18 protein-coding genes and 1 pseudogene are annotated in these 24821 nt (G+C 38.1%); 10 read left to right on the top strand and 9 right to left on the bottom strand.

Annotation, left to right across the window (positions count from 1 at the left end):
• Nucleotides 1-2079: 2079 nt before the first annotated feature.
• On the bottom strand, nucleotides 2080-3006 hold the full coding sequence (locus tag HMPREF0659_RS11785) for a tyrosine-type recombinase/integrase (protein ID WP_013265327.1): 927 nt from the start codon (nucleotides 3004-3006) through the stop codon (nucleotides 2080-2082).
• 224 nt (nucleotides 3007-3230) lie between these two features.
• Between HMPREF0659_RS11785 and HMPREF0659_RS11780 the strand changes: the two genes are divergently transcribed.
• The gene (locus HMPREF0659_RS11780) at nucleotides 3231-4271 is read left to right on the top strand and encodes a restriction endonuclease subunit S (RefSeq protein WP_052299150.1); all 1041 of its coding nucleotides are present in this window, start codon (nucleotides 3231-3233) and stop codon (nucleotides 4269-4271) included.
• On the opposite strand, the gene HMPREF0659_RS11775 is transcribed toward HMPREF0659_RS11780, so the two are convergent.
• The 7 genes from HMPREF0659_RS11775 to HMPREF0659_RS11745 all read right to left on the bottom strand — a co-directional run bounded on the left by HMPREF0659_RS11775 (nucleotide 4264) and on the right by HMPREF0659_RS11745 (nucleotide 14534).
• Nucleotides 4264-5487, bottom strand: coding sequence for a restriction endonuclease subunit S (locus tag HMPREF0659_RS11775; RefSeq protein WP_013265227.1), 1224 nt, complete (start codon nucleotides 5485-5487; stop codon nucleotides 4264-4266). The two genes, HMPREF0659_RS11780 and HMPREF0659_RS11775, sit on opposite strands and share 8 nt — an antisense overlap.
• 145 nt (nucleotides 5488-5632) lie before the next feature.
• Entirely contained in the window at nucleotides 5633-7078 is a 1446-nt protein-coding gene (locus HMPREF0659_RS11770) for an RNA-binding domain-containing protein (RefSeq protein ID WP_009012795.1), read from the bottom strand.
• A gap of 6 nt (nucleotides 7079-7084) precedes the next feature.
• Nucleotides 7085-9193, bottom strand: coding sequence for a DUF262 domain-containing protein (locus HMPREF0659_RS11765; RefSeq protein WP_013265383.1), 2109 nt, complete (start codon nucleotides 9191-9193; stop codon nucleotides 7085-7087).
• A gap of 18 nt (nucleotides 9194-9211) precedes the next feature.
• The gene (locus tag HMPREF0659_RS11760; RefSeq protein ID WP_013265710.1) at nucleotides 9212-10768 is read right to left on the bottom strand and encodes a type I restriction-modification system subunit M; all 1557 of its coding nucleotides are present in this window, start codon (nucleotides 10766-10768) and stop codon (nucleotides 9212-9214) included.
• A gap of 1 nt (nucleotide 10769) precedes the next feature.
• On the bottom strand, nucleotides 10770-11420 hold the full coding sequence (locus HMPREF0659_RS11755; protein WP_013265294.1) for a hypothetical protein: 651 nt from the start codon (nucleotides 11418-11420) through the stop codon (nucleotides 10770-10772).
• A gap of 11 nt (nucleotides 11421-11431) precedes the next feature.
• On the bottom strand, nucleotides 11432-14275 hold the full coding sequence (locus HMPREF0659_RS11750; protein WP_013265245.1) for a type I restriction endonuclease subunit R, EcoR124 family: 2844 nt from the start codon (nucleotides 14273-14275) through the stop codon (nucleotides 11432-11434).
• A 40-nt stretch (nucleotides 14276-14315) separates the two neighbouring features.
• A complete protein-coding gene (locus HMPREF0659_RS11745) occupies nucleotides 14316-14534 on the bottom strand; it encodes a helix-turn-helix domain-containing protein (RefSeq protein ID WP_044046142.1) in 219 nt (72 codons plus the stop codon).
• A 663-nt stretch (nucleotides 14535-15197) separates the two neighbouring features.
• Here HMPREF0659_RS11745 and HMPREF0659_RS11740 point away from each other — a divergent pair.
• The 4 genes and pseudogenes from HMPREF0659_RS11740 (at nucleotide 15198) to HMPREF0659_RS12955 (ending at nucleotide 17473) form a co-directional block, all read left to right on the top strand.
• On the top strand, nucleotides 15198-15518 hold the full coding sequence (locus tag HMPREF0659_RS11740) for a type II toxin-antitoxin system RelE/ParE family toxin (RefSeq protein WP_013265102.1): 321 nt from the start codon (nucleotides 15198-15200) through the stop codon (nucleotides 15516-15518).
• Nucleotides 15511-16626 carry a HigA family addiction module antitoxin gene (locus HMPREF0659_RS11735; protein WP_013265401.1) on the top strand — a complete coding sequence of 372 codons (1116 nt, stop codon included), beginning with the start codon at nucleotides 15511-15513 and terminating at the stop codon, nucleotides 16624-16626. The genes HMPREF0659_RS11740 and HMPREF0659_RS11735 overlap by 8 nt, the downstream gene beginning before the upstream one ends.
• 40 nt (nucleotides 16627-16666) lie before the next feature.
• Complete coding sequence (locus HMPREF0659_RS11730) at nucleotides 16667-17170, top strand: hypothetical protein (protein ID WP_226893218.1); 504 nt, start codon at nucleotides 16667-16669, stop codon at nucleotides 17168-17170.
• A 75-nt stretch (nucleotides 17171-17245) separates the two neighbouring features.
• A pseudogene (locus HMPREF0659_RS12955) lies at nucleotides 17246-17473 on the top strand (hypothetical protein).
• Here the strand turns inward: HMPREF0659_RS12955 and HMPREF0659_RS11725 are convergent.
• Nucleotides 17415-18698 carry a hypothetical protein gene (locus tag HMPREF0659_RS11725; protein ID WP_013265675.1) on the bottom strand — a complete coding sequence of 428 codons (1284 nt, stop codon included), beginning with the start codon at nucleotides 18696-18698 and terminating at the stop codon, nucleotides 17415-17417. The pseudogene HMPREF0659_RS12955 and the gene HMPREF0659_RS11725 overlap by 59 nt on opposite strands.
• A gap of 147 nt (nucleotides 18699-18845) precedes the next feature.
• Here HMPREF0659_RS11725 and HMPREF0659_RS11720 point away from each other — a divergent pair, with 147 nt between their 5' ends.
• The 5 genes from HMPREF0659_RS11720 to HMPREF0659_RS11695 all read left to right on the top strand — a co-directional run bounded on the left by HMPREF0659_RS11720 (nucleotide 18846) and on the right by HMPREF0659_RS11695 (nucleotide 24808).
• Nucleotides 18846-19055, top strand: coding sequence for a hypothetical protein (locus HMPREF0659_RS11720; RefSeq protein ID WP_044046219.1), 210 nt, complete (start codon nucleotides 18846-18848; stop codon nucleotides 19053-19055).
• Between the two features lie 1981 nt (nucleotides 19056-21036).
• Complete coding sequence (locus HMPREF0659_RS11710) at nucleotides 21037-21726, top strand: hypothetical protein (protein WP_044046140.1); 690 nt, start codon at nucleotides 21037-21039, stop codon at nucleotides 21724-21726.
• Between the two features lie 578 nt (nucleotides 21727-22304).
• Nucleotides 22305-22967 carry a ParA family protein gene (locus tag HMPREF0659_RS11705; RefSeq protein ID WP_004359131.1) on the top strand — a complete coding sequence of 221 codons (663 nt, stop codon included), beginning with the start codon at nucleotides 22305-22307 and terminating at the stop codon, nucleotides 22965-22967.
• A gap of 275 nt (nucleotides 22968-23242) precedes the next feature.
• A complete protein-coding gene (locus HMPREF0659_RS11700; protein ID WP_013265492.1) occupies nucleotides 23243-23872 on the top strand; it encodes a hypothetical protein in 630 nt (209 codons plus the stop codon).
• Between the two features lie 267 nt (nucleotides 23873-24139).
• A complete protein-coding gene (locus HMPREF0659_RS11695) occupies nucleotides 24140-24808 on the top strand; it encodes a hypothetical protein (protein WP_146160288.1) in 669 nt (222 codons plus the stop codon).
• Nucleotides 24809-24821 lie beyond the last annotated feature (13 nt).

The following is a 24821-nucleotide window of genomic DNA, read 5'->3' as shown; positions in this document are numbered from 1 at the left end:
TATGTCATTATGGCTTCTGCGGCATTCTGTCTGTCATTATAACTTCTGTTCATTCTGTCTGTCATTTTGGCTTCTGTCCATTATGTCATTATGGCTTCTGTTCCCCTGTTACTTTGTCTTTTACATACTCTGTCCATTATGTCTTCCGTTCATTATGTCTGGTTTAAAGGGTCTTTTATGTAAAGTATTTTTACGAACTTACTAATTTGTCGAGAAATAGTAAACAGAAGATTGGGCGATATCTTCCCTTTTTGTCTCGAACGTTTAGAGAAGAATTCGTAACTATCAAAAATACAATAGTTTATAAGATAAAATAAAGAAGACCAAATTCAGAAAATCACAAGTTTATTTATGGAAGAAGCACTGGAAAAGAAGTGAAAGAAAGGAATATTCGTTATAAAAAGAGAGAATTTGTTTATATTTTTCATAACGAAGCCTTATTCTTTCCCTATTCGTCGCACCTAACCTCCTAACTTGTCGACTACCCCACCCCAATAGCTACTAAAGTGTCGCACCATAGTTACTAATTTGTCGCAACCTACTTACTAATCTGTCGCCGCTAAGTTACTAATTTGTCGTCGATTAGTCGTGTAACTATTTAAGGTTCAATGGCTTTGAGGGCCTCTACTAATATCTAATAAAGAATATATAACGATATTCTAAGTTAAGAAGAGGTGTTTTGTTTTGAGAAAATATATACTTTTTCGCTGGGGGAAGAAGACTTTAAACAAAGTTTTTGGGCGCAACCTCCCTTTTTGTCGCACATACGTTTTAGGAGCGGTGCAGGCGTTTTCTGTTTTGCTGTAGGCTTGTAGGACGAGTGTTTTGAGTCGGGTTTTCATTTCCGTTTCATGGTTTTGTGGGTTTTTAGTCGGTGGTTTCGGGTAGGAAATTTTGGTGAGATTCATGTCGGTTTGGTAGTAGGTTTTGTTTCGTTTTCTTATTTTTATTACCGTTGATCTTTGCTTTATTCGGTTGTTTTTTAGGCGGTTATACAGAATCCTTATTATCTTCAAATATGTTTTTATATATTTGTGTATCAGTATATTATCGACTTTTAATCATCTTAGAGGCTATTCTTTACTTCCTTGTGTTCAATGATTAAAGGGCGGTGATGCGCCAGAACGTTTGTATGTTTTTCTTTGTCATCAGCTTGTCGGTATTCGTATCGAATTTAGAAGGATTATTTCTTCTTTTCATTGTTCAAACTTTTCGGTTTTTATGTTCACATTTTAGGAAGGTTATTCGCATTGAGTTTTCTCCTTTTCATGACTTTGTCGACATACTTTTTATAGGTTTTGGCATGAGAGTTTTTCCTCCTTTTTTGTCGCACCTAAGCCCTTTTTCGTTCTTAATCATTCGCAAAACGCTGTTTTATCGTTTAAAGATAGCGGAGACAAATAGGGAAGCTATTTTCGACACTACCCTACTCTATTTATTTGATAAAGCATTGATATTAAGTAAGTTATGGATATTCCCTTTCTCTTTTACGTTAGAAAAGTACAAAAACTTGTCACTTTTTTGTCGCACTTTACTTTTATCAATATTCGTACTTATGATGATAATCAGTGAGTTATACTGTTTTATTGCGTCTTAAAAAAATATTCCCTTTTTGTCGCTTTATGCTCGCCAAGCAGCGTATTTTTGATTTATAGCAGAACTTTCGACAGTCTGTTTCCACCTATTTAATCTATAAGTGCCAAATATGTTCCTTTTTTGTCGACTCTCACGAATGCTTTACATTCAGTTTTTTCTCCCTATATGTCGCACTATTCACCATACGTTTGCTGAGGTTTTTCCTATTCTTTTAATGTTATAGGTCCTCTGCACATGTGGTGCTAAGCCTTCGCACTTAGAGTGCGGAGCGTTAGTAAGGTGAGGGGGGACTTCCAAAATTCTGAAGCCCCAAAAAAGAATTCCTGAAACATTGTGGTCTAATGACCGATTTGAGTTTATACGGCTGATAAAAGCGTAAAGGTGTTGTTGCATGAACTAATACGTCTGACAAAAGAACTCACCGTCTTTCAAGAGCTGACGGTGAGTTTGACAATTGACTATCGCAAAAAATGTAGAATAGAATTACTTCCTGAGGTATTTAAGCATCTGCGTAATACACCGCTTCTTCTGTTCCATATTGGGATGAACATAGAGGTTGAGAGTTGTAGTGATGTTCGCATGCCCGAGCAACACGCTAACCGTCTTATATTCACAGTTACTTTCGATGCAGCGTGTGGCGAAACTGTGGCGCAGCCCGTGATATTTCAGCCGAGGAATGTCCAAATGCTTCATTAACCGATGATAATAGTTTCGATAGGTTCGTGGCTCAGTAGGTTTTTCTTCGTTGGTCAGCACATAGAAATTAATATTTACTACCTTTTTCAGTGGTTTCACCATAGCCAAGAGTTCTTTGTTCATTGGTATCTCACGGCAAGAGTTCTTGGTCTTTGGGCTGTTGATGACTAATTCTGTGTGCCTGCGCTCACCTTCTACGATGTAGATACGCTCAATGGTACGGTTTACGGTGATTATACCGCTGTCTGTATTGATGTCCGACCATTTCAAGCCGCATACCTCACCAATCCGCAAGCCTGTGGTTAGACTAATGTAGATGCCAAGGTTGCGAAATGTAAAGTTCTGCTTGATGAAATCGAGAATCTTTTTGTGGTGTGTCACTGTCAGCACCTCCATTTCTTTATTGATTACTGTAGTTGGATACTTGATGTCCCATTCGCAATAGTTCATCCAACCGTTCTTTACTCCGAACTTCATCACCATTTTCAACACAATGAGAATGTCCTTCACCGTTTTAATGCTGAGACCAGCATTAAGTTTTTGTAGCACAAATTCTTGTACAAGTTTTTCACTAAGACTGTCACAATCACCAAACGATGAAAGTATGTGATTTTCCAAAACTAACACATAAGCAGCGTATGTAGACTGCTTGACGTAGCGTTGCTTGTCTCTTTTCCAAGCCAACGAAATTTCTCTAATAGTTTTTGTTTTCATATTTAATCCTTAATATAGAAAAGGTACATAATAATTAGAGAAACGTATTAACTAATGTCCCAAATCTAAGATTCCCGGAGTTTGAGGGGGAGTGGAAGAACTGTAAGGTTTCGGAGTTGTTGGACTTCTATTCAACAAACTCACTTAGTTGGGATAAATTAGAATATGGCACGAATGCTATTCAGAATTTACATTATGGTTTGATACATGTAGGATTGCCAACAATGGTTGACCTTGATAATGACAAATTGCCTAATATTGTGAGTGGCAACACTCCCAAAAACTATGAGCTTTGTCAAGAAGGGGATATTGCTTTTGCTGATGCTTCGGAAGATACGAACGAAGTTGCTAAAGCTGTTGAGTTCTATAATCTTAACGGCAAGGATGTGATTTGTGGATTGCATACTATTCATGGAAGAGACAACCAGCATAAAACCATTGTTGGATATAAAGGGTATGCCTTTTCTTCTACGGCATTTCATCAACAGATTAGAAGAATTGCACAGGGCACAAAGATATATTCAATTAACAGCAAGAACTTTTCAGAATGTTATATTGGTATTCCTTCAAAAGGAGAACAGAAGAAAATTGCCACGTTGCTTCGGTTAATAGACGAACGCATCTCTACTCAAAACAAAATCATTGACAAGTTAGAATCTTTAATTAAAGGAATATGTAACAACTATTTTTTGAAGTTATCGCATAGTCAGGAAATGAAAAGTATAAGATTAAGAGATATCCTCAAAGAAAGAAATGAATATTGTTGCAAAGATGGAACGTTTGTTCATGGAACACTTTCAAAAGATGGACTTTTCCCAAAAACAGAACGTTGGAATAGAGATTTCCTTGTAAAAGAAGAAAATAAGAAATATAAAATTACTCATCTTGATGATATTTGTTATAATCCAGCCAACTTAAAGTTCGGGGTTATTTGTAGAAATATATATGGTGATTTAATATTTTCACCAATATATGTAACTTTTGAGATTTCAAAAAAAGTCAATATTGGATTTATTGAGCTATATCTTACCAATCGTAATTTTATAGAAAAAATACGAAAGTTTGAGCAAGGCACAGTATATGAAAGAATGTCTGTTTCGCCTGAAGATTTCTTGTCATATAAAATAAGAATACCATCATTATCAGAACAAACTTTTTTCTATCAGAAAATTCAAAGACTAAAAAATTGTTCACAAAACGAACTTGAGCATTTAAATCTATATAAAAAATTACGCCATTACCTTCTCCGTCAAATGTTTATATAAACATCTGGCGGAGCAAGTATTGTTTTTGTTTCTGATATTGTTGTAGTATGCTTTGCTGATATTTAATTTTGTCATTAAAAGAAAGTAACAATTTTGAGATCAGCAATAGTTCATTAGCACATACAGGAATCGGGACACTATTTTCTAAGAATCGTTGATTTGTAATGTTAATGGTGTTCTTTGCTCCTTTTTGAATCAGCGGATGCAAATAGTTGTGCGTATTTATTTCACTCCTAAAATATTCATGGAGATATCTTCCAACAGAAAGACTATTGGGTATATAAACACCATATAGTGGTGAAACTGCAACATTTTCTTGGTTAAAGTTTTGTTTAACTATACCATAAGGATATGCTCCCGTAGGACTTTTTGTATAAACTAAGTCACCATAATGTACTACATTATATTTTGATGTGTCTCTTGCTGCATATGAACGTCCAAGATAATCTACTTGATTAATAACACCTTGACTAACAGAAACAGAAAAAACTTGATATAAGTTAGTGTTACGTTCATCCCTTTCCTTGAGAACTTTACTAAGAAGTACATTTCTCCAATTGCCTTTATTTTGTCCTTGCTTTTGCAGTTCAACCATAATTCCTTTAATTAAAGATTCTAACTTGTCAATGATTTTGTTTTGGGTAGAAATACGCTCGTCAAGAAGGGACAAAAGATTTGCAATTTTCTTCTGTTCATTCAAACTTGGATTGATTGTCTTGATATTTTTCAGATGTTCACCATAAAGGTGCACAACAGATACCCCTTGCGCAACTTTGGCTATGTCATACTTACGTTTACCATTCAACTGATAGCTCATAAACGAGCCATCATATCCATGCAAGCGTATAATGTTCAAGTCCCCACCCAAAAGAACATCATCTTTTAGGACACAACGAGCAGTTGCAATCTCCTCTGCTGTCTCTCCAGAGCATGGAATTATAACGTCATTAGCCTTACTCTTTACCAATTTTGTATTATCTATATTGGTTTTGCTAATAACTTCTTTTATTGTCTCTGATTTGTACTTTGTGTAAAGTTCACCATACAAAATACATGGTTCACCGTCAGCAGATAGTTGGTCTTTGGATATGCCTATACCTTTAGAAATGTCTGCAATATCGGACAAACGCTCCTCCTGCCACTCTCCCTCAAACTCCGGAAATCTTAGATTTGGGACATTGAGTGTCTTTTGTTCGTTATCTATCGTTGTTGTCATTTTGAATCCTTAATTTTAGTTGCCAATCATATCTCAGTTACATGCCAGTTACATGGTCGGTATATGCTCCATACCCCATTATATGAGGGTTTGGGGCTAAGTTTGGCACTTATTTGAACCTTCAGTTACATGGTAGTTACATGGCCTATGCCCAATATGGGATATAGTTATGCCTATTACCTCCCTCTGCATTTTCCTCTTTTATCAGTTTCGCTTCCAAAGCATCCTTGATTATCCTTGATGCCATTGGATAATTCTTATCCTCTATTCCCAGGCGTGTGCGAAGAGATTGATTGTTCATCTTTTCATTGGAGACATATTTGAGACAGGCGTGTTGATAACAAGCCCTCACTCTCTCGGACTTATCCAAATCTGCAAATTTCCGATAAGAGAATACCGTTGCAGTGGTTCGGCTTTCATAGAGCTGGAAACGTACTGGTGGTAACTGATACAGTTCCACATAGAATATGGTCTTATCCATACCACTACCTTTTTCCTCACAAATGCCCATTCTGCGCATGATGTCTGCAAGAGTATCGTTTCTTGACTGATATTCATCTATGAAACGCTCCACACTGATAAGGGGTTGCCCTGGGTTGGAAAATTCAATACGATCAGAATAGATTTCAATCATCGGAAAGCCCTGTACAGCAAAATCTTGATGAATAATCATGTTTGCCGCCAATTCTCGAATGGATATTTCCGGGTACATACGGGCATCCTTTCTTAAAGCCATGCCTATCTCCTCATTGGCAGGCAGCTGGCTGTTTATCCATGCAACCATTTCTTCAAAGCCTATGGCATAGCCTTTATCGAAAGTCTGTTCACGAATGGTCTCAATCTTATTTTTGCCTTTATAGACGATGACTCTAACCATTTTTCGCTTCAGACCATCGAAATCAGATAGGTGCTTGGCAAACAGAATGGCCCCAAGTTCAGTAATACTGTAGCCAATCTCATCTTTCGTTATCAAATTTTCAGCTAAAAACCTATCCAAAATACCATTTGTATCTTGTGGAAGAGGTAAGTGCATCATGTCAAAATAAGTTTCTGCACTAAGGTAGGAGAAAACGTCTTGACCAGATAATCCTTTTTTCAAGACAATCTTTTCCAAAGATTTACGATCGCCTTTCCAAATCTTAGCCTCCTTTGCAGGAAAGTCCTTCAACTTGCGTGTTATTGTGCCGACTCTAACGTATGCTTCATGTAGGAAACTTACAGGGCGATTGATTGTTGCTGGAATTTTGAAGATACAGACATGACCTTTATCCTCATAATTGAAATCGTCAATAATCTCGAAGTCTATACGAGGATTCAAGCGAGTTGATAGCCAAGATTCAAGTTCTTCGTTGCCAACCATTATTTGTTTGCCGTACAAGTCGGTGCCAACAACATCATGGCTTTTATCATCAACACCGAATACAATATAGCCAAATGGCATATTACACAAATAGGAACTATTCGACAAGGCTGAGATTCTTTCCCCTATCTCTTCTTTAGAATGAAAATTGTGCTTAAACTCTAACCACTCTGTTTCTTTTGGCTTGGCTGTCAGAGCATCAATCAATTTCTTGAAATCTATATATTCCATATGACTTTATTCTCTTATAGGTTCAAGCAACATTACTAATTCAGACTCGGCAATGTCACACTTTTCAAAAAGGAATCGTAAACAGCGGAGCTTGCTTCTGTTGTCCATAGATGTCCACAAGTATTTTTGTGGAGCAATCTGTGTGCAATATCTTGTATCAGCTTGTTGGGCTGACCAAAAGAAGCCTTCAGCATCATAGAGTGTATCTACAATGTCTGTATATTGTTGTTCAACCATCTTAACCACTCGTAATAACATTTCCTTCCATGTTGTCTCGGTATATTCGTTGCCAAAAAGACGGAAGCCTTTTAGCTGCCTGTTTGTCGGAGTGAAAGATTCCTCTTCCAGAGACACTTCATCAACAGGCTTAGGCAATGGCTTGAATGTGGTTTGTGGCAATGGATAGAGACGCAAAAATATTGTCACAATTTCATTGCTGCGATTTTGCAATTCAGTTTCAGTCCACTTCTCGCACAAAGTGACATTTTTAGTCAAGCGATACTTGGAATTTCTGTAACCTGGATATATTTCATTTCCGATTGCCTTGCCATCACGCTTTATAGCAAAAGGCTTGTTGCTAAGTTCGCTATTGATGCCTGTCAATGTCAGGTTGGCAAATGTGTGAAGGTATTTCTCTTGTATCTCTTCAAAATTATCACCAAGCATTGCTTTCCACTCTCCACTGAGTGTTTGCGGCATAATATGTTCAATAGTGGCATCCTTCTTTTTCATATCAATAGCTACGTCATTGTATTCACCATGCACAGAATTCTCCAACCTTTCAAAGAGGAAAATTTGGAACGGCTTAAGCATGTGATAGGCATCTCGGGTCTTTATTGATTCCACAAACTGTACATCTCTTGGCAACTGATAGTTGCCATCACGACGCATAATGTGAAAAGTCAATATATCTGAATAAGAATAATCAAGTTCAATATTAGCAGAGGCATATTCTTCAAGACTTTTCAGTACATCCTTATGCAAAGCACAGAACACCTGTGTAAGTGCATTGCCAGGCATGTTGCATACAATACGTCTTGCCAAATAGTTTTCCACCAAGTCAATCACTTTGTACATTTCTGCTTCTGAAAGTTCATTAGTAGAGGCATACTTCAAAAATTGAATGAAGAATACATTGGCCACGTCTGTTTCGATATTGCAGATATGACGCATTTTCTCAGAAAGTTTGGCGGTGAAGAGTTTTGCCTCCACCACTTGCTGATAGTAATGTGCATAGTCCAACATTTCAATCAATTCTTCTTTACGGTCATGCCCTTCCATGTACTTCTTCCATTCGTAATAAATATTAGACAAACGAACAGGGCGTTGCAGCTGTTGCTTGATGGTGAGATAATCGCGCAAAAATCTTGTTGGTTGGCTTTCTGTTGCAAGTTCTATCTTTTGCCAATAGTTCTTGAAACACTCCAGTTGCTCTTCTGGTGTCAAGGACATCAGAAGATAATTGCGTATCTTGTCTGCCTCTGTAAGAGCCAATCCAGTAGAGTTAAGACTTTCAAAAATGAGCTGTGCATCATCATCTTTGTCCAATTCTATTGAAATGATTTGCAAGCGTTCGATGGCATCAAGCAATTGGTCAAATGACAATAATTGTGGTCTTCTCGTCAACTTCTCATAGAAATGGTGATAATTGCGAGTAATCTTAGACTCTTCATTAAAGGAACCCTCACCATTAAAAATCTTGTCGTAGGCAATTCGGTCATTCTCAATAGGTACTAATTTAATTTTACGTTCGGCGTTACAGAACTTAGCATTCAAGAAAACCTCATAAGCTTCTTCAACTCTCTTCTTATCACTTATTTCTATAGCATCATCTTTTACTGCCTTTATTCCAGCCAAAAGAAGAAGTGAAATGGTGGTCAAACGTTGCTGTCCATCTATTACCAACCTATTGTAGCTATTATTATCGGCAGACGATGTGACGATAGAACCAAAGAAATGAGAATATCTGTTTAAGCGACTTAGTTTTACCAAGTCGCTAAGCAGCTGATCGCAATTATCTATCAACCAATCGTAATTACGCTGATAGACAGGAATTACAAATTGGATTTTATTGCCTTCTATAAATTCATATAATGGTTTTGCATAACCTTTCATACTTAGTTCCTTTCGTTTTTATTCAACCAATCCCAATTCTTTCAAATAACCTTCAATTTCTTTGTCAAGGTCGGCACGCTTGGCTTCCAGATCCTTGATTTCCTTCATTACGGCATGGATGTCAATAGGTTCTTCCTCCTCGAAAGTATCAACGTAACGAGGAATGTTGAGGTTGTAATCGTTTTCGGCTATCTCCTCCAAGGTGGCAAGGTGGCTGTATTTCTCAATCTCCTTGCGATCACGGTAGGTGTCAACAATCTTCTGTATATGCTGTGGGCGGAGCTTGTTCTGTGTCTTTATCTTCTCAAAATCCTTGCTGGCATCAATGAAGAGAATACTGTCGTCTTCCTTACGGCATTTCTTAAACACCAGAATACAGGTAGGGATGCTTGTGCCATAGAAAATGTTGGCAGGTAGACCGATGATAGCATCCACATAGTTTTTCTTCTCAATGAGGAAGCGGCGGATTACCCCCTCAGCATTTCCACGGAAGAGAACACCATGAGGAGCAACGCAAGCCATAGTTCCACCCTCGTTTAAGTGATAAAGCATGTGGAGGATGAACGCATAATCAGCTGTCTTGCGTGGAGCAAGCCGTCCTGCCTTGCTGAAACGGTCATCATTGTTGAACTTATCAGCAGCACTCCACTCAGCAGAGAACGGAGGGTTGGCAACAACTGCATCAAACTGAGTGTCACCAAAAGCATCGGCTTCGAGTGTGTCGCCATTCTCTATACGGAAGTTGCTGAATTTGATGCCATGAAGGAGCATATTCATGCGAGCAAGATTGTAGGTTGTGGGATTCTTCTCCTGTCCGAATATCTCATTAGCATGTCCTATACTTGCTGCACGGAGCAGTAACGAGCCGCTACCGCAGGTTGGATCATAAACATTGCGAAGGCGTGCATGGCCGAGGGTTACAATTTCAGCCAAGATACGGCTAACTTCCTGCGGAGTGTAAAACTCACCGGCTTTCTTTCCTGCACCGGCGGCAAACTGGCTAATCATATACTCATAAGCATCGCCAAGAATATCAATCTCTTGTGAAGCCTCTACGCCAAAATCTATGTCATCGAGGGCAAGAAGTACATTACTGACCAATGTATTTTTATCATCGGCTGTCTTTCCCAATTTAGGCGAGGCGAGGTCTATGTCTGAGAACAAACCGCCAAAGTCCTCTTCGCTATCTTGCCCCAGAGTACTATCTTCAATACGCTTCAAAGAACGCTCAAGTATCGGCAGGATATTTTCTTTCTTTTTAATACTCTCAATAACGGATGAGAACAAGAAGTTAGGTTCTATGAAATAGCCAATATTTTCGATACATTCGGTCTTTACGCTCTCTTGTAGCTCTTCGATATCGGTATCTTTTTCCATTGACCATAATTCCTTGAAGGTGACCTCATCATCCACCAATGCATCATTGGCGTGTTTCTCTATCTTCTCCGACAAATACTTGTAGAAGATAAAGCCAAGGGTGAAATACATGAAGTCACTTGCCGACATATTGCCACGCAGTTTGTTAGCAACTTCCCAAAGTTGGTCACGGAGTTTCTGTTGTAATTCTTCGCTCATATTATTTTTTCCTTTCTATTTTCAACGTTTCACTAACAAAGACGTTTTCATCGTCTTTATCTGTTATATACTGATGGCAATACATACCTTTCCCCTCATTTAGAATTATAACGCTATTCCATAAGGCGGTTTGACTTATTGCATGCCCAGGGTCTAAACAAAATATTTTCCTAATAACACCTTCTTCCTCTTCATAACCAATGGCAAGTATTGCATGAGCACCACCTTTAAATGTAATTGCAGTAACCAAAGGTAAGTTGTCGTCTATTCCTTTTTTAAGTTCCTCTACATACGAAGCTTGGGCTGATTGAGAAATCATATATTGCCGAGCTGACGACATAACCTCTTTTGCAAAAGAATGAGACAACTTTTCTTTGATTTCTGAGAAATAGAAGCCATCACGACACAACCCTTCCTTTACAAAAAACTCCTTGAAAAGCCTTCCCTTGGCAGTGTTGCCTTTAAACGATGTATTTAAGTTTGTAACTTGATTACGAGTGAAGACCTTTAGTACTATAAGATTCATCATCATTGAATAAACGGCGCAAGCTCCATCCATATCTCCTTGTTGTAGATGGACAGATTGCCACTTACGGTTATACACACAGACTCCCAAAGCTGTTATATCTAAACCTCTTATTATCTTTATCATTGTTGAATATATTATTCCCAACTGAATGTTCGTATGATAGACTTCAAGCGGTCGAGAATCCTTGTCAATGTTTTGCGTTTTTTTATTAATCCTAAATGCTTTTCTTTCAACGCCTCTTGTATAATTTCTGGTTGTTCCTTTTGCAAGTAGTCATATTCAGACAAGTAATGATTGAGAACCGTTACATCCAAACCCTCTTCTTTTGCAAGTTTATCTACTGCGTTGTTCCGCTCAGTCGTGATGTAATTGTTCAATCGTTCTTCAAGGTCGCTTGTACCGTCAAACTTCTGTTTGCGTGCCATAAAGTTATCTCGGTCATCATCGACGTTCTGCTGTATAAAGCCATCAATCAGTTTTGCCTTGTTACGTAACTCAGCATCTTTAATCATCGTATCAATAATATACGTACGTTTTTCCTTATAATCTGCGCTGTAAGGATTAAGATCAGCGATCAGTTCAAGTATGTAAGTTACATTGATAATATCACTATGCAACAATTCTAAACAGAAATCAATATCATCAATACCTGACTCTGTTGAGGTTTCCGTGGACTCTGTATCTTCGTCAGGCGTTTGATTTTCTTCTGAAGGCTTACAGCCACCGGCAAATGTATCGTAAATATCAAGGTATTTGCTTCGGAAGTCCATAAATTGCTGCTCTGTCATACCAAGATCTGCAGCATCTTCTTCAAATTCATCGTAAACCTGAATCTCTGCATGTTTCTTAATGACATCACGGAATGCAAGGATAAACTGCTTTTTATCTTTCTCGCTCTGCAACAAATCTATGCTGCTGGGAGTTGGGTATTGTTCTAAGAAGTTTGTCGTAAGTTCCTGATAATTCTTCTTGACTTCATTAAAAGGCGGACGGACAATATCTTCAAGATTATTGCTGTTACTGAAAAGCTTGATAGAAGCATCCACATTGCTTTTCAAATCACGGAAGCAAACAATCTTGCCAAAACGTTTCTTTTCATTCAAAACACGGTTTGTACGACTGAATGCTTGTAATAATCCATGATAGTCCATATTCTTATCCACATAGAGTGTATTGAGTTTCTTGCTGTCAAAGCCCGTTAGGAACATGCCGACTACCAGACAGAGGTCAAGTGGCTTCATGTCTGTTTTCTTTTTCTTCATACGAAGATTGATGTCGTCATAATATGCACGGAAGTTTTCTGTAGTGAAACTTGTACCGAACATATCATTATAATCATCCATAATAGCCTGTAACTCATCTGCTTCGCCCGTACTTTCACTCACATAGCTACCAGTATTCATACCTGTAAGGGCGTCGTCCTGGCTGCTGTTAGATGCGTATGTAAACACGGCTCCTATTCTTATTTTGGGATTAAGACTCTTGAATATTTTATAATATCGAATAAGTGTTGATACAGACTGCACGGCAAACAAAGCATCAAATTCGCCATCAAATGTTGATTTATTGAAATTATTAAGGATAAATTTGGCAATTTCCGTCATACGGTTTTGGTTAGCATTATCTACATCGGCATTGCCATGATAATATTCTACGAGGAAACCAAGTACATTTTCATCAGCAATGGCATCCTTTATCAGATACTTGTGGAGGCAATTGCCGAAGATTTCCTTTGTTGTATGACCATCCACAGCATTCTCAACGAAGATAGGTGTACCTGTAAATCCGAATATCTGTGTATTGTCGAAAAACCTGACGATATTCTTATGGCAATCTCCGAAATGACTGCGATGACACTCATCAAAAATCATCACGATACGAGCATGACGGATTTCTTCAATCCGCCTGCTATACCACTGCTTACTTACAGCAGCATTGAGCTTCTGGATGGTGGTGATGATAATTTTGGAATTACCATGAAGGCGCTTCACAAGTTCATCTGTGTTATCGGTACTGTCAACAGCACCTGGCTCAAATGCCTCATATTCGGACTGCGTCTGTGTGTCAAGGTCGTGCCTGTCAACAACAAACATAACCTTGTCCACATCGTCTAATTCGGCTACAAGCTGGGCAGCCTTAAATGAAGTCAGCGTTTTTCCCGCACCAGTTGTATGCCATATATAGCCATTGTTATTGGAATTTTTCACACGGTCAAGTATCTTCTCGACGGCATAGAACTGGTAAGGACGCAACACCATTAGGCATTTATCTCCTTCGTGCAGTACGATATACTTGCCTATTATCTTGCCTAACGTGCATTTATCAAAGAAGCTGGTGGCGAACTTTTCCAATTCATTGAAAGGTACATTAGCAGCGTCTGTCCAATTGAATGTGAATTTGTAGCCACTATTCGGATTGTTGGCAAAATAACGCGTGTTCACTCCGTTGGAGATAACAAACAGCTGCACATAGTCAAACAGTCCATGGAACGAGGTCTTATGATAACGTTGTATCTGGTTGTAAGCCTGTTTCAGCTCTACCCCTCTGCGCTTTAGCTCTATCTGAACCAAAGGTAAACCATTTATTAGTATCGTCACGTCATAACGACACTTCTTTCTTCCTTCAACAGTAATCTGATGGGAAACCTGAAACTCGTTCTGACACCAGTGGGTGCGGTTCAGGAATTCCACCCACAGGCGTTCTCCATTATCCAGTTCAAGTGGAAAGAGGTCACGGAGTTTCTTTGCCTTTTCAAAACGTGTGCCACCCTCAAGATAAATCAAGATTTTCTCAAATTCGGCTTCAGTAAACTCCGTACGCCCAATCTCTTCCAGTCTCTTCCTGTTATGTTTCTCAAGTTGACTTTTGAAATTTGTCCGTAGATTTTTCTCTTCTTCAATCTGTACATATTCATAGTTCATTTGCTGAAGAGTAGCAATAAGTCCGTTCTCAAGGGCCGCTTCACTTTGTACTGGCATATTTATTATTCTTTAGTTATTATTTGTTTAGCATATAAGGTTATTCTTCGGTTGACCTAAGTAAATCTCTTACATCAACCTTTAGTGCCTTGGCGATTTCAAGAAGGTTCTCAAGGAACGGCTGCACTTTATTGGAACACCACCGTGAAACGGTATTCTCTGTACGACCTATTTCATTCGCCAGCCATTTGCCAGACAATTGTTTTTCTGCCAAAACAGCTTTAATCCTATATATCGCCTTTTTCTGTTGATTTATCATTGTATATTGCAGAATGCGTAAGTACAAAGATACACTCTTAAGGTTGTTTCTCCAAACATATTTAAAAGTAATTGTTTTTTCCGTATAAAATTCTTGTTTTAGAATTGTATTTCATCGGAAAATGATAGTCTTTGAATTATAAGATTAAGTGTTCTTTGAGACAATGCAGAATAAAGAACGGGAAAGAAACTTGCTCGTTTCCATCTTGTGCCCCATTTACTCTTTATCCATTTTTATTTTGTTGATTATCTGACAGATACAATATTCTTGAGTCTTTTGCGGGCAAAGATTGCGTCTTTACGCATAAATAACTACGATAACTCAAACAGATTAAAGACCGTTTTTTGAAAGTTGTTATTGTAGGAGGTATGTAGCCCACTTTCTGCAATGATGATGGTATACTCATTCTGAATATTTTTGATTTCCTGTTGAATAGAAGTGGACAGAATCTATGACCCTCAAAAAGATGTTGTTTTTCTATGCTTATATTTATATACTCGATTATCAAATAAATTAACTTTTACGTAATAAAGTGTGGATATATTGTCTATAAAACAGTTTAATTATATAAAAATAGTTATTTTAATGAAGATAATTAATTATCTATTTTGATAATTAAAACAAAGTTGTTATCTTTGCATCATCTACATATACCTGAAGCTTATGAACATAACCTCAGAAGACGAAGCTCTCATCGAATTATATACAAATGGCAAGACATCAGATAAAAGATATAGGAGTTTGCCGCCCCAAGTGACAAAGGGGTTTAAGAAAGCCGTAGATTATATGAAAGCTGCTCGGCGAATAGAAGACCTCTTCCCTTTGAAAGGACTTAACTACGAAGCCCTGAAAGGTAAAAGAAGAGGGCAAGAGTCAGTACGTTGCAATGGAGCTTGGCGGTTGATATTCAGACGTTCTCTCATTGATGAAAGCGTCATTATTACAAACATTGAACTATTAGAAATTTCACATCATTATGACTAAGTTTAGCTTTAATCAGGCTGTTCCCTTTGAGGCAACTCATGTGGGAGAAGTGATTAAGGACGAGCTCTCTGCTCGCGACATGAAGCAGAGTGAATTGTCTGGACTCACTGGCATACAGAGACCAATTCTGAATGATGTCATAAAAGGCAAGCGTTCTCTAACGCCTGAAATGGCATTATTATTGGAAAAAGTGCTCAATATTTCTGCAACATTTCTCATGCAGGTTCAGGCACAATACGAATTAGACAGTGCAAAACTGAGCGAAAGAGTTGTGTTGCAGACAAAAATGTTAGATGTATGGAATGTTCTCAAAGAACAAATAAACACACTATTTTTTAAGAAGGTTGGTATTATAAATGGCAATGTCATCGACGATGTCAAAAGAATCTTTGATGTTTTTTCTGTCGACTGTTTAGATAGTTTCTTGGAACTTAAAGCAAAGGAAAAAGAATTTTCTTACTATTATCGTAAGTCAGAAAAAGTGACAACAAATCCTATAGATATTTTTTCTTGGAAATACTACTGTCGATATCTTTCGCAACATGATAAGTCTTCTTTGGGCAATTTCGACAAGAATGCTGCAGGTCAATTAACAAAAGGGCTGAATGTAGTGTTTAAAGAGAACAAGGATACTATCAAAAAGACAGCAACGCTTCTGAATAAATTTGGTATTCGATTCTTACATGTCGCGAAAATTGGTCAGGTCCCAGTGGATGGTATGTCGTTTTGGACGGGCGATAATCCTACCATCGTTGTTACCGAGCGTATACCCTCTATTGATAATTTTGCTTTTACAATTTTACATGAGGTTGGTCATGTTTACAATCATCTTGAAAAGGATGGACAGACAATGATAAATATCCCTGACGATAAGAAAACTTCGGAGGAAACGGAGGCTGACGAATTTGCCTTGAATGCAGTTATGCCAGCCTCTGATTGGAAGAAATTCTTGGCAAGAACTCGCGACGTCGTACCTTATAAGATTGCTCCTTATATAAAGGCTGAAGCTGAAAAGTATGGTGTAAACCCACAAATACTTTTTGGTAGATATAAGTATGAGATTGGCATGTACAAAATAAAGAATTGTTTTGAGAACAAGATTTTATAGATTATCAATTTGATTAGTATGGGTTTATACAAGTTGCGTTATGAAGATTTTATCGAAAATGATAGTTAGCTGTTGGCGCATTAAATGGCTTGGGCTTTGTATTTTCTTCTTGTTATCACTTCTATCATGTGATACTGGATTTGTTCTTCCGTTAGATAACAATAAGTTTAGCCACGATATTCCTTTATCAGAGAATCGTATGGTGAAGGTCAGTAGTATGTACTTCGGTGGCTGGTATTACCTTCTCTTTAATTTAAAAGGAGACTATGTATTGAATCCCGATTCCTTACGGTTGGACTTTTGTGATAAGAATATAAAGGTGGGGAAGTCTTTTCCGTTCTCTGGAACCAATACATATAAGAATAATAATACGCACGTAAAGAATAAAATCATTTCAGTTAAATTACGTTATGAACGCCAAGGTGAAGGCGACGAAGATACATTAGCCTTATTTGTTTTGCCCTCAGATTTCATTATGTGTAATGAGAAAAGGGTAGTCACTGATTCGTTGAGAATGGTATTGAGGAAGGTAAAGAGGAAATAGTTCTTTTGAAACTCAGTCTGGCTTATTGTGTAATAGATTCAGATTATCACTCCCTATTGCTGAAGAGCCCAACTTATGGGAATGATATTGCGTATTGCCTCAAGTCACATTGTGGGGTAAGGGGATATTGTAGGCAAAAGTGGGTGCTTCAAGTTCAAATTATCTGCAAATTCAGTAATGAGAGGATGTGTACACGCAAGAAGGACGTTGAAAGGCTTAGTTGCGGATTTGAGGCTATACTATATTAAAGTTTTATCTTCACCCCTATCTCTGCCACCTTCGCGGCATCATAATCGGCCTTGATGTGAGCATAATCTCTGCTGCCATACGAGCTTGAAACAAGATAATATAATGGCCCACACTTGTCCGGCACCACATCGATATATAATATCTCTCCTGTCAGCAGGCGCATCATGGGCAGATGGTCGTATCTGAAGCGTACCTCCATCACTCGACAGTTATACTGACGTGTCTCCTCCCAAAGGTCAAACATGCTCAGATCCGTCGTAAAGTAGGCCTCGTCAATACCGCAAAACAAGTGGAATTTGCCCGCAATCAGGGTGAAGACTACGCCTTTGAACTTATTGTTTTTATACGCCATGTAAGAACCATGATACGCAAAAGGCAGGTGGGCGTAAGAGGAAAGTGCCTCTAAATACTCCGCCTCGCTGATGCGTTGGCAGTCTTGGAAGTCGTACAGTCGTGCCACAGCCATCGCCTCATCTTCATGGTACACACTTCTTGCCACACCCTCTTCTTCTCTGAAATCGTGCACCACCTGTCCACCTCTAAGATAGGCATATTCTGGCCAATCATAGCCGTGAATGAGCAAATACGAGTCTAACAGATGCAGATCCCGACGTATGATAATCTCGTGAAGTATATCTTGCGTGGGCTTCAACGCTTTCACGGCGTGGGCTACCGGCCCGCAAGCCTCTATCTTGAGCATCAGGCTGCTCTCTGACAACGCATGCGCCGTCTCAAAACCATAGTCTTGCCACAGACACCTCCATACCTCTGCGAGCCTTCTCTCTATCTCTTCCTGCTCTGTCTGCCAGTTGCTGCGACGCAGCGGAATCACCACCGAGAAGCGCATCTGCTCTCCGCTTCCCGTGAGCAATCCTACCTCCGTCAGCTCATAGGTGTACACCATCGAGTCTTCAAATGCAAGCACTCTATTCTGCCCTGCGGCAATCTCCTGATGCGTCAGTGCCTCTATGGCTGTGGAAAAATTGTCTTCCCGTTCGATGCGATAGCTCTCGGTCGGTGCTTCCTCGCTCGCTGGCAATGCATCCGTGCCGTCCTCCGCCTTATCTGCCGACGTCTCCATCTCCAGCACGTCACGCTTCTCGGCCCGCTTCTTGGTGTAATGCTCTGCCCAGATGAGCGCCCCGCCGATGAGCAGACCTATCACTGTCGGCCCCTTACCGCCATCGGCAACGACCCCTAAGACCAATGCTCCGATTGCTGTCAAGACAATAGCAATGAGCAGCCATTGAAGTATAGAGTTGATAAAATGATGGTTCATATATGGTTTACCTTACCTTAATTCCGCAGCATAAACTCTTGTAAGAACTCCATGTGTCTGAGAAACAAGGTTCTCAAAACACTTGGATATGTCAGAAATTTCACCTATCTTGATGCTGCAAACATAACAAGTAAGCAAAAATCTGACATGGCAAAGGTAGCAATTAAAAACGTGAATATCACTTCTTTCGGTGGAATTTATCACATTATGGATGTTTTCTCAAAGTTGGGCTTTGAAAAACTTACCGAATCTGTATTGGGTAAACGTGGAAGTAGCGGCAAAGCATTCTGTTATGGAAGTATTTTTTGTGGTTTTTCATACTTCCCCATTGGTTTGGGTGGGGGATTTTATGCTTAGAAAAGAGCCAAGAAACACCGAAGCACCTCATATCAACATATAGAGCCCCAAAAAGACGTCTCAACATATAAAATTTTCTCACAAGAAAAAATACTGCGGAATTAAGGATATAAGAGTTTTGTTTTATTCCTCTATACTTCAGAAGATTATTGTCTTTCCTTTCATTGTTTTGAAGTATTTTTCGTTTTACTGTCACTCCTCTCACTCAATTTTATTCTGGAACCCTTTGGTTTATAGTTGTTTTGTCCTATTTGTTAAAAGTGACAGCAATTTAAATCAAAACTCTTCTTGTTAGTTATCTATTCTTTTTAATTTGTTTGTTACCCATCTCTGTTTATAGCCTGTTTTTTTTTAACCTTACTTTTCTTATTTCAGGATCGTATTTTTTTATGTATTCTGTCTTTCCTGTTACTCTGTCTTTTTTATCACTTTGTCTTTATGTCATTCTGTCTTTCCTCTTATTTTGTCTTTATGTCATTCTGTCTCTTCTTTGTCTTTCTGTCTCTTTTCATCTTTTTGTCGCACTTCCTTTCCCCTTTTTTCCCTCTCATTTTGGCTTCATTTTTACCCTTTCATCTGTTTATTTTTTGATATTTTTGCTTGAATATTTAAGTATATAAAAATACTTTTATCGTTTTATTTCTTTGTTTGTTTATCTACTTTGTTTTTATTTTCGTTTATTATTTATGTAATTGACTTTTTAATTTAATGTGTTATAATATAATTCTATATTTATATAACCATATAATATTATTTTTGTGTGTTTATGTTTGATAAATATATAAATATGTTTTAGCATATGTAATTACATGATTAATTAAATATTGAAATAAATAAAAGATTCAATGTTGCGTTTTGATTAGCTCTTAAATACGTAAATATATAAATGTATTTAGTTCTTCTTGGTGTCTTTTATTTTATTCTCTCTGTATTATTTAGTAGCTTCTCTTACTTTTGTTTATTTTATTAGTTTTCTCACTTTGCTATTAAGATTCTTCTTTGTGGTTCCTTCTTTGTTTGTTTATTTTGTCGCTTTCAATTTCTTTTTGCCAAGCGTTTTCTTTTTTCTGTGTGTTTTCTTATTTATGTTTTTGTATAAATCGGTCTTTATATTTTTGTTTTGCATTATTTTTTTCTAATGTGTTATAAATGTCAGAATATCAATATTATATATATTTACTTAAACGCATATTTATGTTTTTATCTTTCTATTTCTTTTGCTTTTTCTCTTTCGTTTCAATGGATATTCTTTTCTTGTTTGTCTAAAGTCGTTTTGTTGTTTTCCTCTCGATGAAATCGTTGTTTTTCTTATGTTTATCTATTTATTGATTCTATATGATAGGGTTTCTTTGTGCTTTGTTGTTTGCTTTTCCTATTGATTATTAGGATTCTATGTTTTTATATATTTGATTAAATATGTTTATGCGTTTTTGTTCGAATTCATCGTGTTTTGGCTTTTAGCTTTTCTCTGTTATCGTTGACAAATGCTTTCCTTTTTCTTTTCAAATGTAGTTTTCTGATCCTATACGTTTGTTTCCTTTTACGCTCACTTTTTTCTTTTGTCTTGCTCTTTATTTGTTTGTGTTATTATTTAAATGTTCAAATCGTTAATTACAAAGATATATAATAATGTAAATACATATCAGATTTATTTTGCTTTATATCTTATTAAGCATATAAATATATAAATATAGATTATATTTTATTTTACTCTTTGTGTTTTTCTTTTCTAATTGATGTTTTTTCTTTATTTTGTTTATTTGTTTTATTAGTATGTATCTACATAAATATATATAAAGATTAAAAAGCAAAAGGATAAATATTTTATTGCATTTTTGCTTTCTTATCTTTTTATTTTTCTCATTAAAAATGTTTAGATGTATTTGCTTGTTTCGATAAATAGATGTATATTTGCAAGTATAAAAATATAACCACATCAATATGTGCGTATTTATTTAATTCAACCTTTATATAAATATATATGAAATTAAAGGCTTTTTCTATTACACCTAAAGAGGGCCAGGTTTTAAATTGGAGCTTAGGCTTGTTCGTTGTTTTTAGTGTTTTCAATCTGATCGATGGATGGACATCAGTGCCCAATGCTGGGCAGGGAGTTCTTACGAATGCTTTTGCGACAGCGCAGTCGTATAGCTTTATTCGTGCTATTGAGTATTTTGTCATTGCTGCGACAAAGTTAGCGATGCTGGAGGTATTTCGTAGATGCTTAAATAAGAATGGTGATAAGGCTGTACAGTTGACTGTCACAATTATGATGGTGCTTATATTTTGCTTAGCTCTTGCAGGTGCTTTGCCACAGTTGCTTTTTACTCAAGAGGAGGAAATGATGGCAATTCTTCATGGTGGATTACCATCATATTTTGCTTATTTCACGAAAGTAGCTTTCCTTGTGTTTTTTATTACGAAGTTAGTTCTGTGTGTGCAATTAGTGCGTACTTATGCTGGTAAGATTCGTTTGTTTGGTGCATCTTTGTTTGGCTGTCAAGTTTTGACGTGGTTGATAGATTTCGCATACTTTGTTGTATATACATGGGTTAGTGGTGCGACGATGACAGAGATTACGAACATTTTTACTATTACCTCTCTGTTAAACTTCGTTCTTGCTTTGATTCCATTCTGCGTGTTGAAGACGACTATGGTAGTTGATGACTAAAAAAGCAGAATTAAGAAGTTACTCACTAATTGATGCTCTTGCTCGTCTGAACCCTTGACACCAGAAAGTTGAGTTTCTCAGACGAGAGGGAAGAAATAAGTAATTTATAACTTCAGAATTTGTGGGTAGAGGGACGAAGAATAAAAAATATTGCAGAAATGAGCCCTGATGAAGTGGAGGAGAATTTACAGAAAGAAAGCGTTACGCTATGTCAATGTGGAAAAATGTAAACTGCTCTGATGAAAAGGTGGGAGAAAAGATAGGTATAAGTATCAAAAAGATATTTTTAACACTATCAAACTTGTTGATGAAAGAGAAGGAAATAGCGTTTAAAAGGCGCAAAAAGATAAATTGAAAGGAGAAAACCATTGAAAAGTCCTTTCCTCGCTCAAAGAAAGAGAGAATCGACACAAAGAGCAGAGCGGGGGAGAGGCAGTCAACTTGCAAGACTCCGAATGAGGAAACGGCAAAGGCGATTAATACGTAAACAAGTGAACGAATGAAAATATAAATATTCGAACACGCAAATACGTAAATAAAGAAAAAGATAAGAAATTAAAAATATAAATATATAAACAATGAAGAATAAGAAGATTGTTTTTGCAAATCAGAAAGGTGGAGTAGGGAAGAGTACGCTGTGCATCCTCTTTGCCAACTATCTCGCTGCAAAGGGTAAGGACGTATGTATCATTGATACCGACTTGCAGAAGACGATTCTGATGCAGCGTCGAAAGGATAAGCTGATCTATGAGGGTGAGGAAGAACCTTATAACGTTCAGGACTTTGACGTGACTGATGTCGAGACAATGCAGACATTAGTTGACTCAGCTTCACAGGTAGAAGGATTCGTATTGTTTGACTCTCCTGGTAATATCAGTGAGGACGGTTTGGCTCCGCTCTTCGTGGGTGCAGACTACATCGTTTGTCCTTACGAATATGAGGATAAGGCGTTGGACTCAACGGGCGTCTTCGTTCAGGTGCTTAACGTACTTCGCGAGCATAACCCACAGATGACCGCACAACTCTTCTTCGTTCCAAACCGCATCGACCCACGTATCGGTACGGCTGAGGAGCAGGAGATGTGGCGCAGAACCGATGAGGTGTTTGGAAACTTCGGACGTGTCACACCAGTTGTCAACAGCCGTGCGACACTAAAGCGTACAAACACTTTCGAATTGCTCGGTACACAGCGTGATGCGGTGAAGAAGGCGTTTGATTATATGCTGAGGAGGATGAAGTAAAAAACCTCCCCCCAGCCCCCTCCGAAAGAGGGGGAGTGCCTAACGGGATGAAGTTGGATAAAACTGGTTAGATAAATAGGGTCTGATAAAACTGATTAGATAAATAAAATCTAATAAAATTGGTTAGACAAACGATGTTAGACGATGCTAACCGGGAAGACTTCGTGAGGGCGCAATAGGGGAGAGACGATGACGAGGGGACACACCAAGTGAAAGGAAATGATAAGGTCCCACGTTTATATATAATAAAGTAAAAACAAAGAAATTAAGATACAATGGCTAAGAAGAAGAAAACAATGGTTATGATGCCTGGTGCAATGACCGACTTGGCACATAGCGTACAGAAGAGTGCAAGACCAAATCCTACTACTAATTCAGAGGAGACGACGACGGATGAGCAGGAAGCTAACGAGCCTGCACAGTATGATACGAACAATGTTGAGCAGGAGGTGCGTACTCAGGTTGAGGAACAGCAGCCAGAGGAGTATGCTGAAGCTATTGGAGATGTTGACGAGCCAGCAGCACCAACGACTCCTGCAAGTCCGTTTGGTCGTGTAGAGCCAAAACAAGAGGGCACTGATCGTAAGGACCGTACTGCACCAGCAGCAAAGAAGCTCCCAAAGGCGGAGGGCAGACAGTTAGCACGCGAATATTCTCTTGCAAAGGATAGCGGTGAGGATAGCTGGCAGATTTTTCTCGACTTGGCACGCGACTATAAGGCACGCGACTCTCGTTTGGCTACCGTTTACATCGACTCAGACCTCAAGGGTGTCCTCGACCGTCTGAAGTCTGCTACGAGTGTGAAACTTCCTTCAACAGCCCTATTGAGTGCTATCGTTGCTCGCTTCGTATTCGAACACGAGAAGGATATTAAGAACGCGATATTTGGAGAGAGCTTGCTGTAAAAAGGAAAAATAACAAAACAACAAAACAACAAAACAACTGGCCCCTCCCCCGACCCCTCCCCCATAGGGAGGGGCGTGAAATGCGAGATACCCCTTGTGTGAGTTGACGAGTAGACAGGTTTACGAGTAGACAAGTTATTTGTAGCGATAAACCACAGTTAACATCGGTACTTATGAGTGGTAGTTTACGTGTTTACTATGCGTTTAGGGAAACATGGTCAATAGAGGTAATCATGATTCATAACAGATAAGGAATTTTTGAACGAAATGAAATTCAGAAATATCATTTATTTAATTTCTTTTTTACCATTGTGTGCTATGGCGCAAGGGGAGAATGCTTGTCATGAAATATCCATGAGTGCAGGTATTATGACAAATCAAGCTTATGATACTCGACTAACCTATCTATATTACTTGAACAAAAGTATTGGTGTGGGTGCTTCTTTCGGATATTATAAGCAATGGCACGCTAATCATATCCCGCAGTCAGAACTCCATCATGGGGAATGGGACTATTGGAAGTTATCAGAAAAGGATTGTAAACCACAGAATATCTATTTAGAGCCTACGTTATCACTAAATAGCCCTACTATAGCTCAAGTGGGAAACTGGACTTTCAAACTCGGAGTAGACTTTGGTGTAATGTTCCAGCTTCCGTATACCCTTGTTAATGTAAAGTATATTAATACAACAACACAAGCCTCACAGCAAAAAAGCATACACACAAACGATATGCAGTGGTGCTTTTGGGATATACGCCCTACTGTTAGGGTCGAAAGTAATAATATTTTCGTTGCTCTTGGTTATGGACTTTCTGATTTTGATGTTTACTCATCCTATCGGAAGATATCAGTCCAAGGGAAGGCATTTGACGATTTCTATCCTAAAAAGAAGTTGAATAATACCTTCTTCTTAAGAGTTGGTGGTTATTTCTAACTTATAGTATTGC

This window comes from Prevotella melaninogenica ATCC 25845 (assembly GCF_000144405.1).
GTDB lineage: Bacteria > Bacteroidota > Bacteroidia > Bacteroidales > Bacteroidaceae > Prevotella > Prevotella melaninogenica.
Note: the sequence above shows the minus strand (reverse complement) of the source record. Positions and strands in the feature narration are given on the sequence as shown.

Excerpts from the sequence above, each read along its gene's own strand:
- HMPREF0659_RS11785 (WP_013265327.1), bottom strand. The coding sequence starts at position 3,006 with ATGAAAACAAAAACTATTAGAGAAATTTCGTTGGCTTGGAAAAGAGAC.
- HMPREF0659_RS11780 (WP_052299150.1), top strand. The coding sequence starts at position 3,231 with ATGGTTGACCTTGATAATGACAAATTGCCTAATATTGTGAGTGGCAAC.
- HMPREF0659_RS11775 (WP_013265227.1), bottom strand. The coding sequence starts at position 5,487 with ATGACAACAACGATAGATAACGAACAAAAGACACTCAATGTCCCAAAT.
- HMPREF0659_RS11770 (WP_009012795.1), bottom strand. The coding sequence starts at position 7,078 with ATGGAATATATAGATTTCAAGAAATTGATTGATGCTCTGACAGCCAAG.
- HMPREF0659_RS11765 (WP_013265383.1), bottom strand. The coding sequence starts at position 9,193 with ATGAAAGGTTATGCAAAACCATTATATGAATTTATAGAAGGCAATAAA.
- HMPREF0659_RS11760 (WP_013265710.1), bottom strand. The coding sequence starts at position 10,768 with ATGAGCGAAGAATTACAACAGAAACTCCGTGACCAACTTTGGGAAGTT.
- HMPREF0659_RS11755 (WP_013265294.1), bottom strand. The coding sequence starts at position 11,420 with ATGATAAAGATAATAAGAGGTTTAGATATAACAGCTTTGGGAGTCTGT.
- HMPREF0659_RS11750 (WP_013265245.1), bottom strand. The coding sequence starts at position 14,275 with ATGCCAGTACAAAGTGAAGCGGCCCTTGAGAACGGACTTATTGCTACT.
- HMPREF0659_RS11745 (WP_044046142.1), bottom strand. The coding sequence starts at position 14,534 with ATGATAAATCAACAGAAAAAGGCGATATATAGGATTAAAGCTGTTTTG.
- HMPREF0659_RS11740 (WP_013265102.1), top strand. The coding sequence starts at position 15,198 with ATGAACATAACCTCAGAAGACGAAGCTCTCATCGAATTATATACAAAT.
- HMPREF0659_RS11735 (WP_013265401.1), top strand. The coding sequence starts at position 15,511 with ATGACTAAGTTTAGCTTTAATCAGGCTGTTCCCTTTGAGGCAACTCAT.
- HMPREF0659_RS11730 (WP_226893218.1), top strand. The coding sequence starts at position 16,667 with ATGAAGATTTTATCGAAAATGATAGTTAGCTGTTGGCGCATTAAATGG.
- HMPREF0659_RS11725 (WP_013265675.1), bottom strand. The coding sequence starts at position 18,698 with ATGAACCATCATTTTATCAACTCTATACTTCAATGGCTGCTCATTGCT.
- HMPREF0659_RS11720 (WP_044046219.1), top strand. The coding sequence starts at position 18,846 with ATGGCAAAGGTAGCAATTAAAAACGTGAATATCACTTCTTTCGGTGGA.
- HMPREF0659_RS11710 (WP_044046140.1), top strand. The coding sequence starts at position 21,037 with ATGAAATTAAAGGCTTTTTCTATTACACCTAAAGAGGGCCAGGTTTTA.
- HMPREF0659_RS11705 (WP_004359131.1), top strand. The coding sequence starts at position 22,305 with ATGAAGAATAAGAAGATTGTTTTTGCAAATCAGAAAGGTGGAGTAGGG.
- HMPREF0659_RS11700 (WP_013265492.1), top strand. The coding sequence starts at position 23,243 with ATGGCTAAGAAGAAGAAAACAATGGTTATGATGCCTGGTGCAATGACC.
- HMPREF0659_RS11695 (WP_146160288.1), top strand. The coding sequence starts at position 24,140 with ATGAAATTCAGAAATATCATTTATTTAATTTCTTTTTTACCATTGTGT.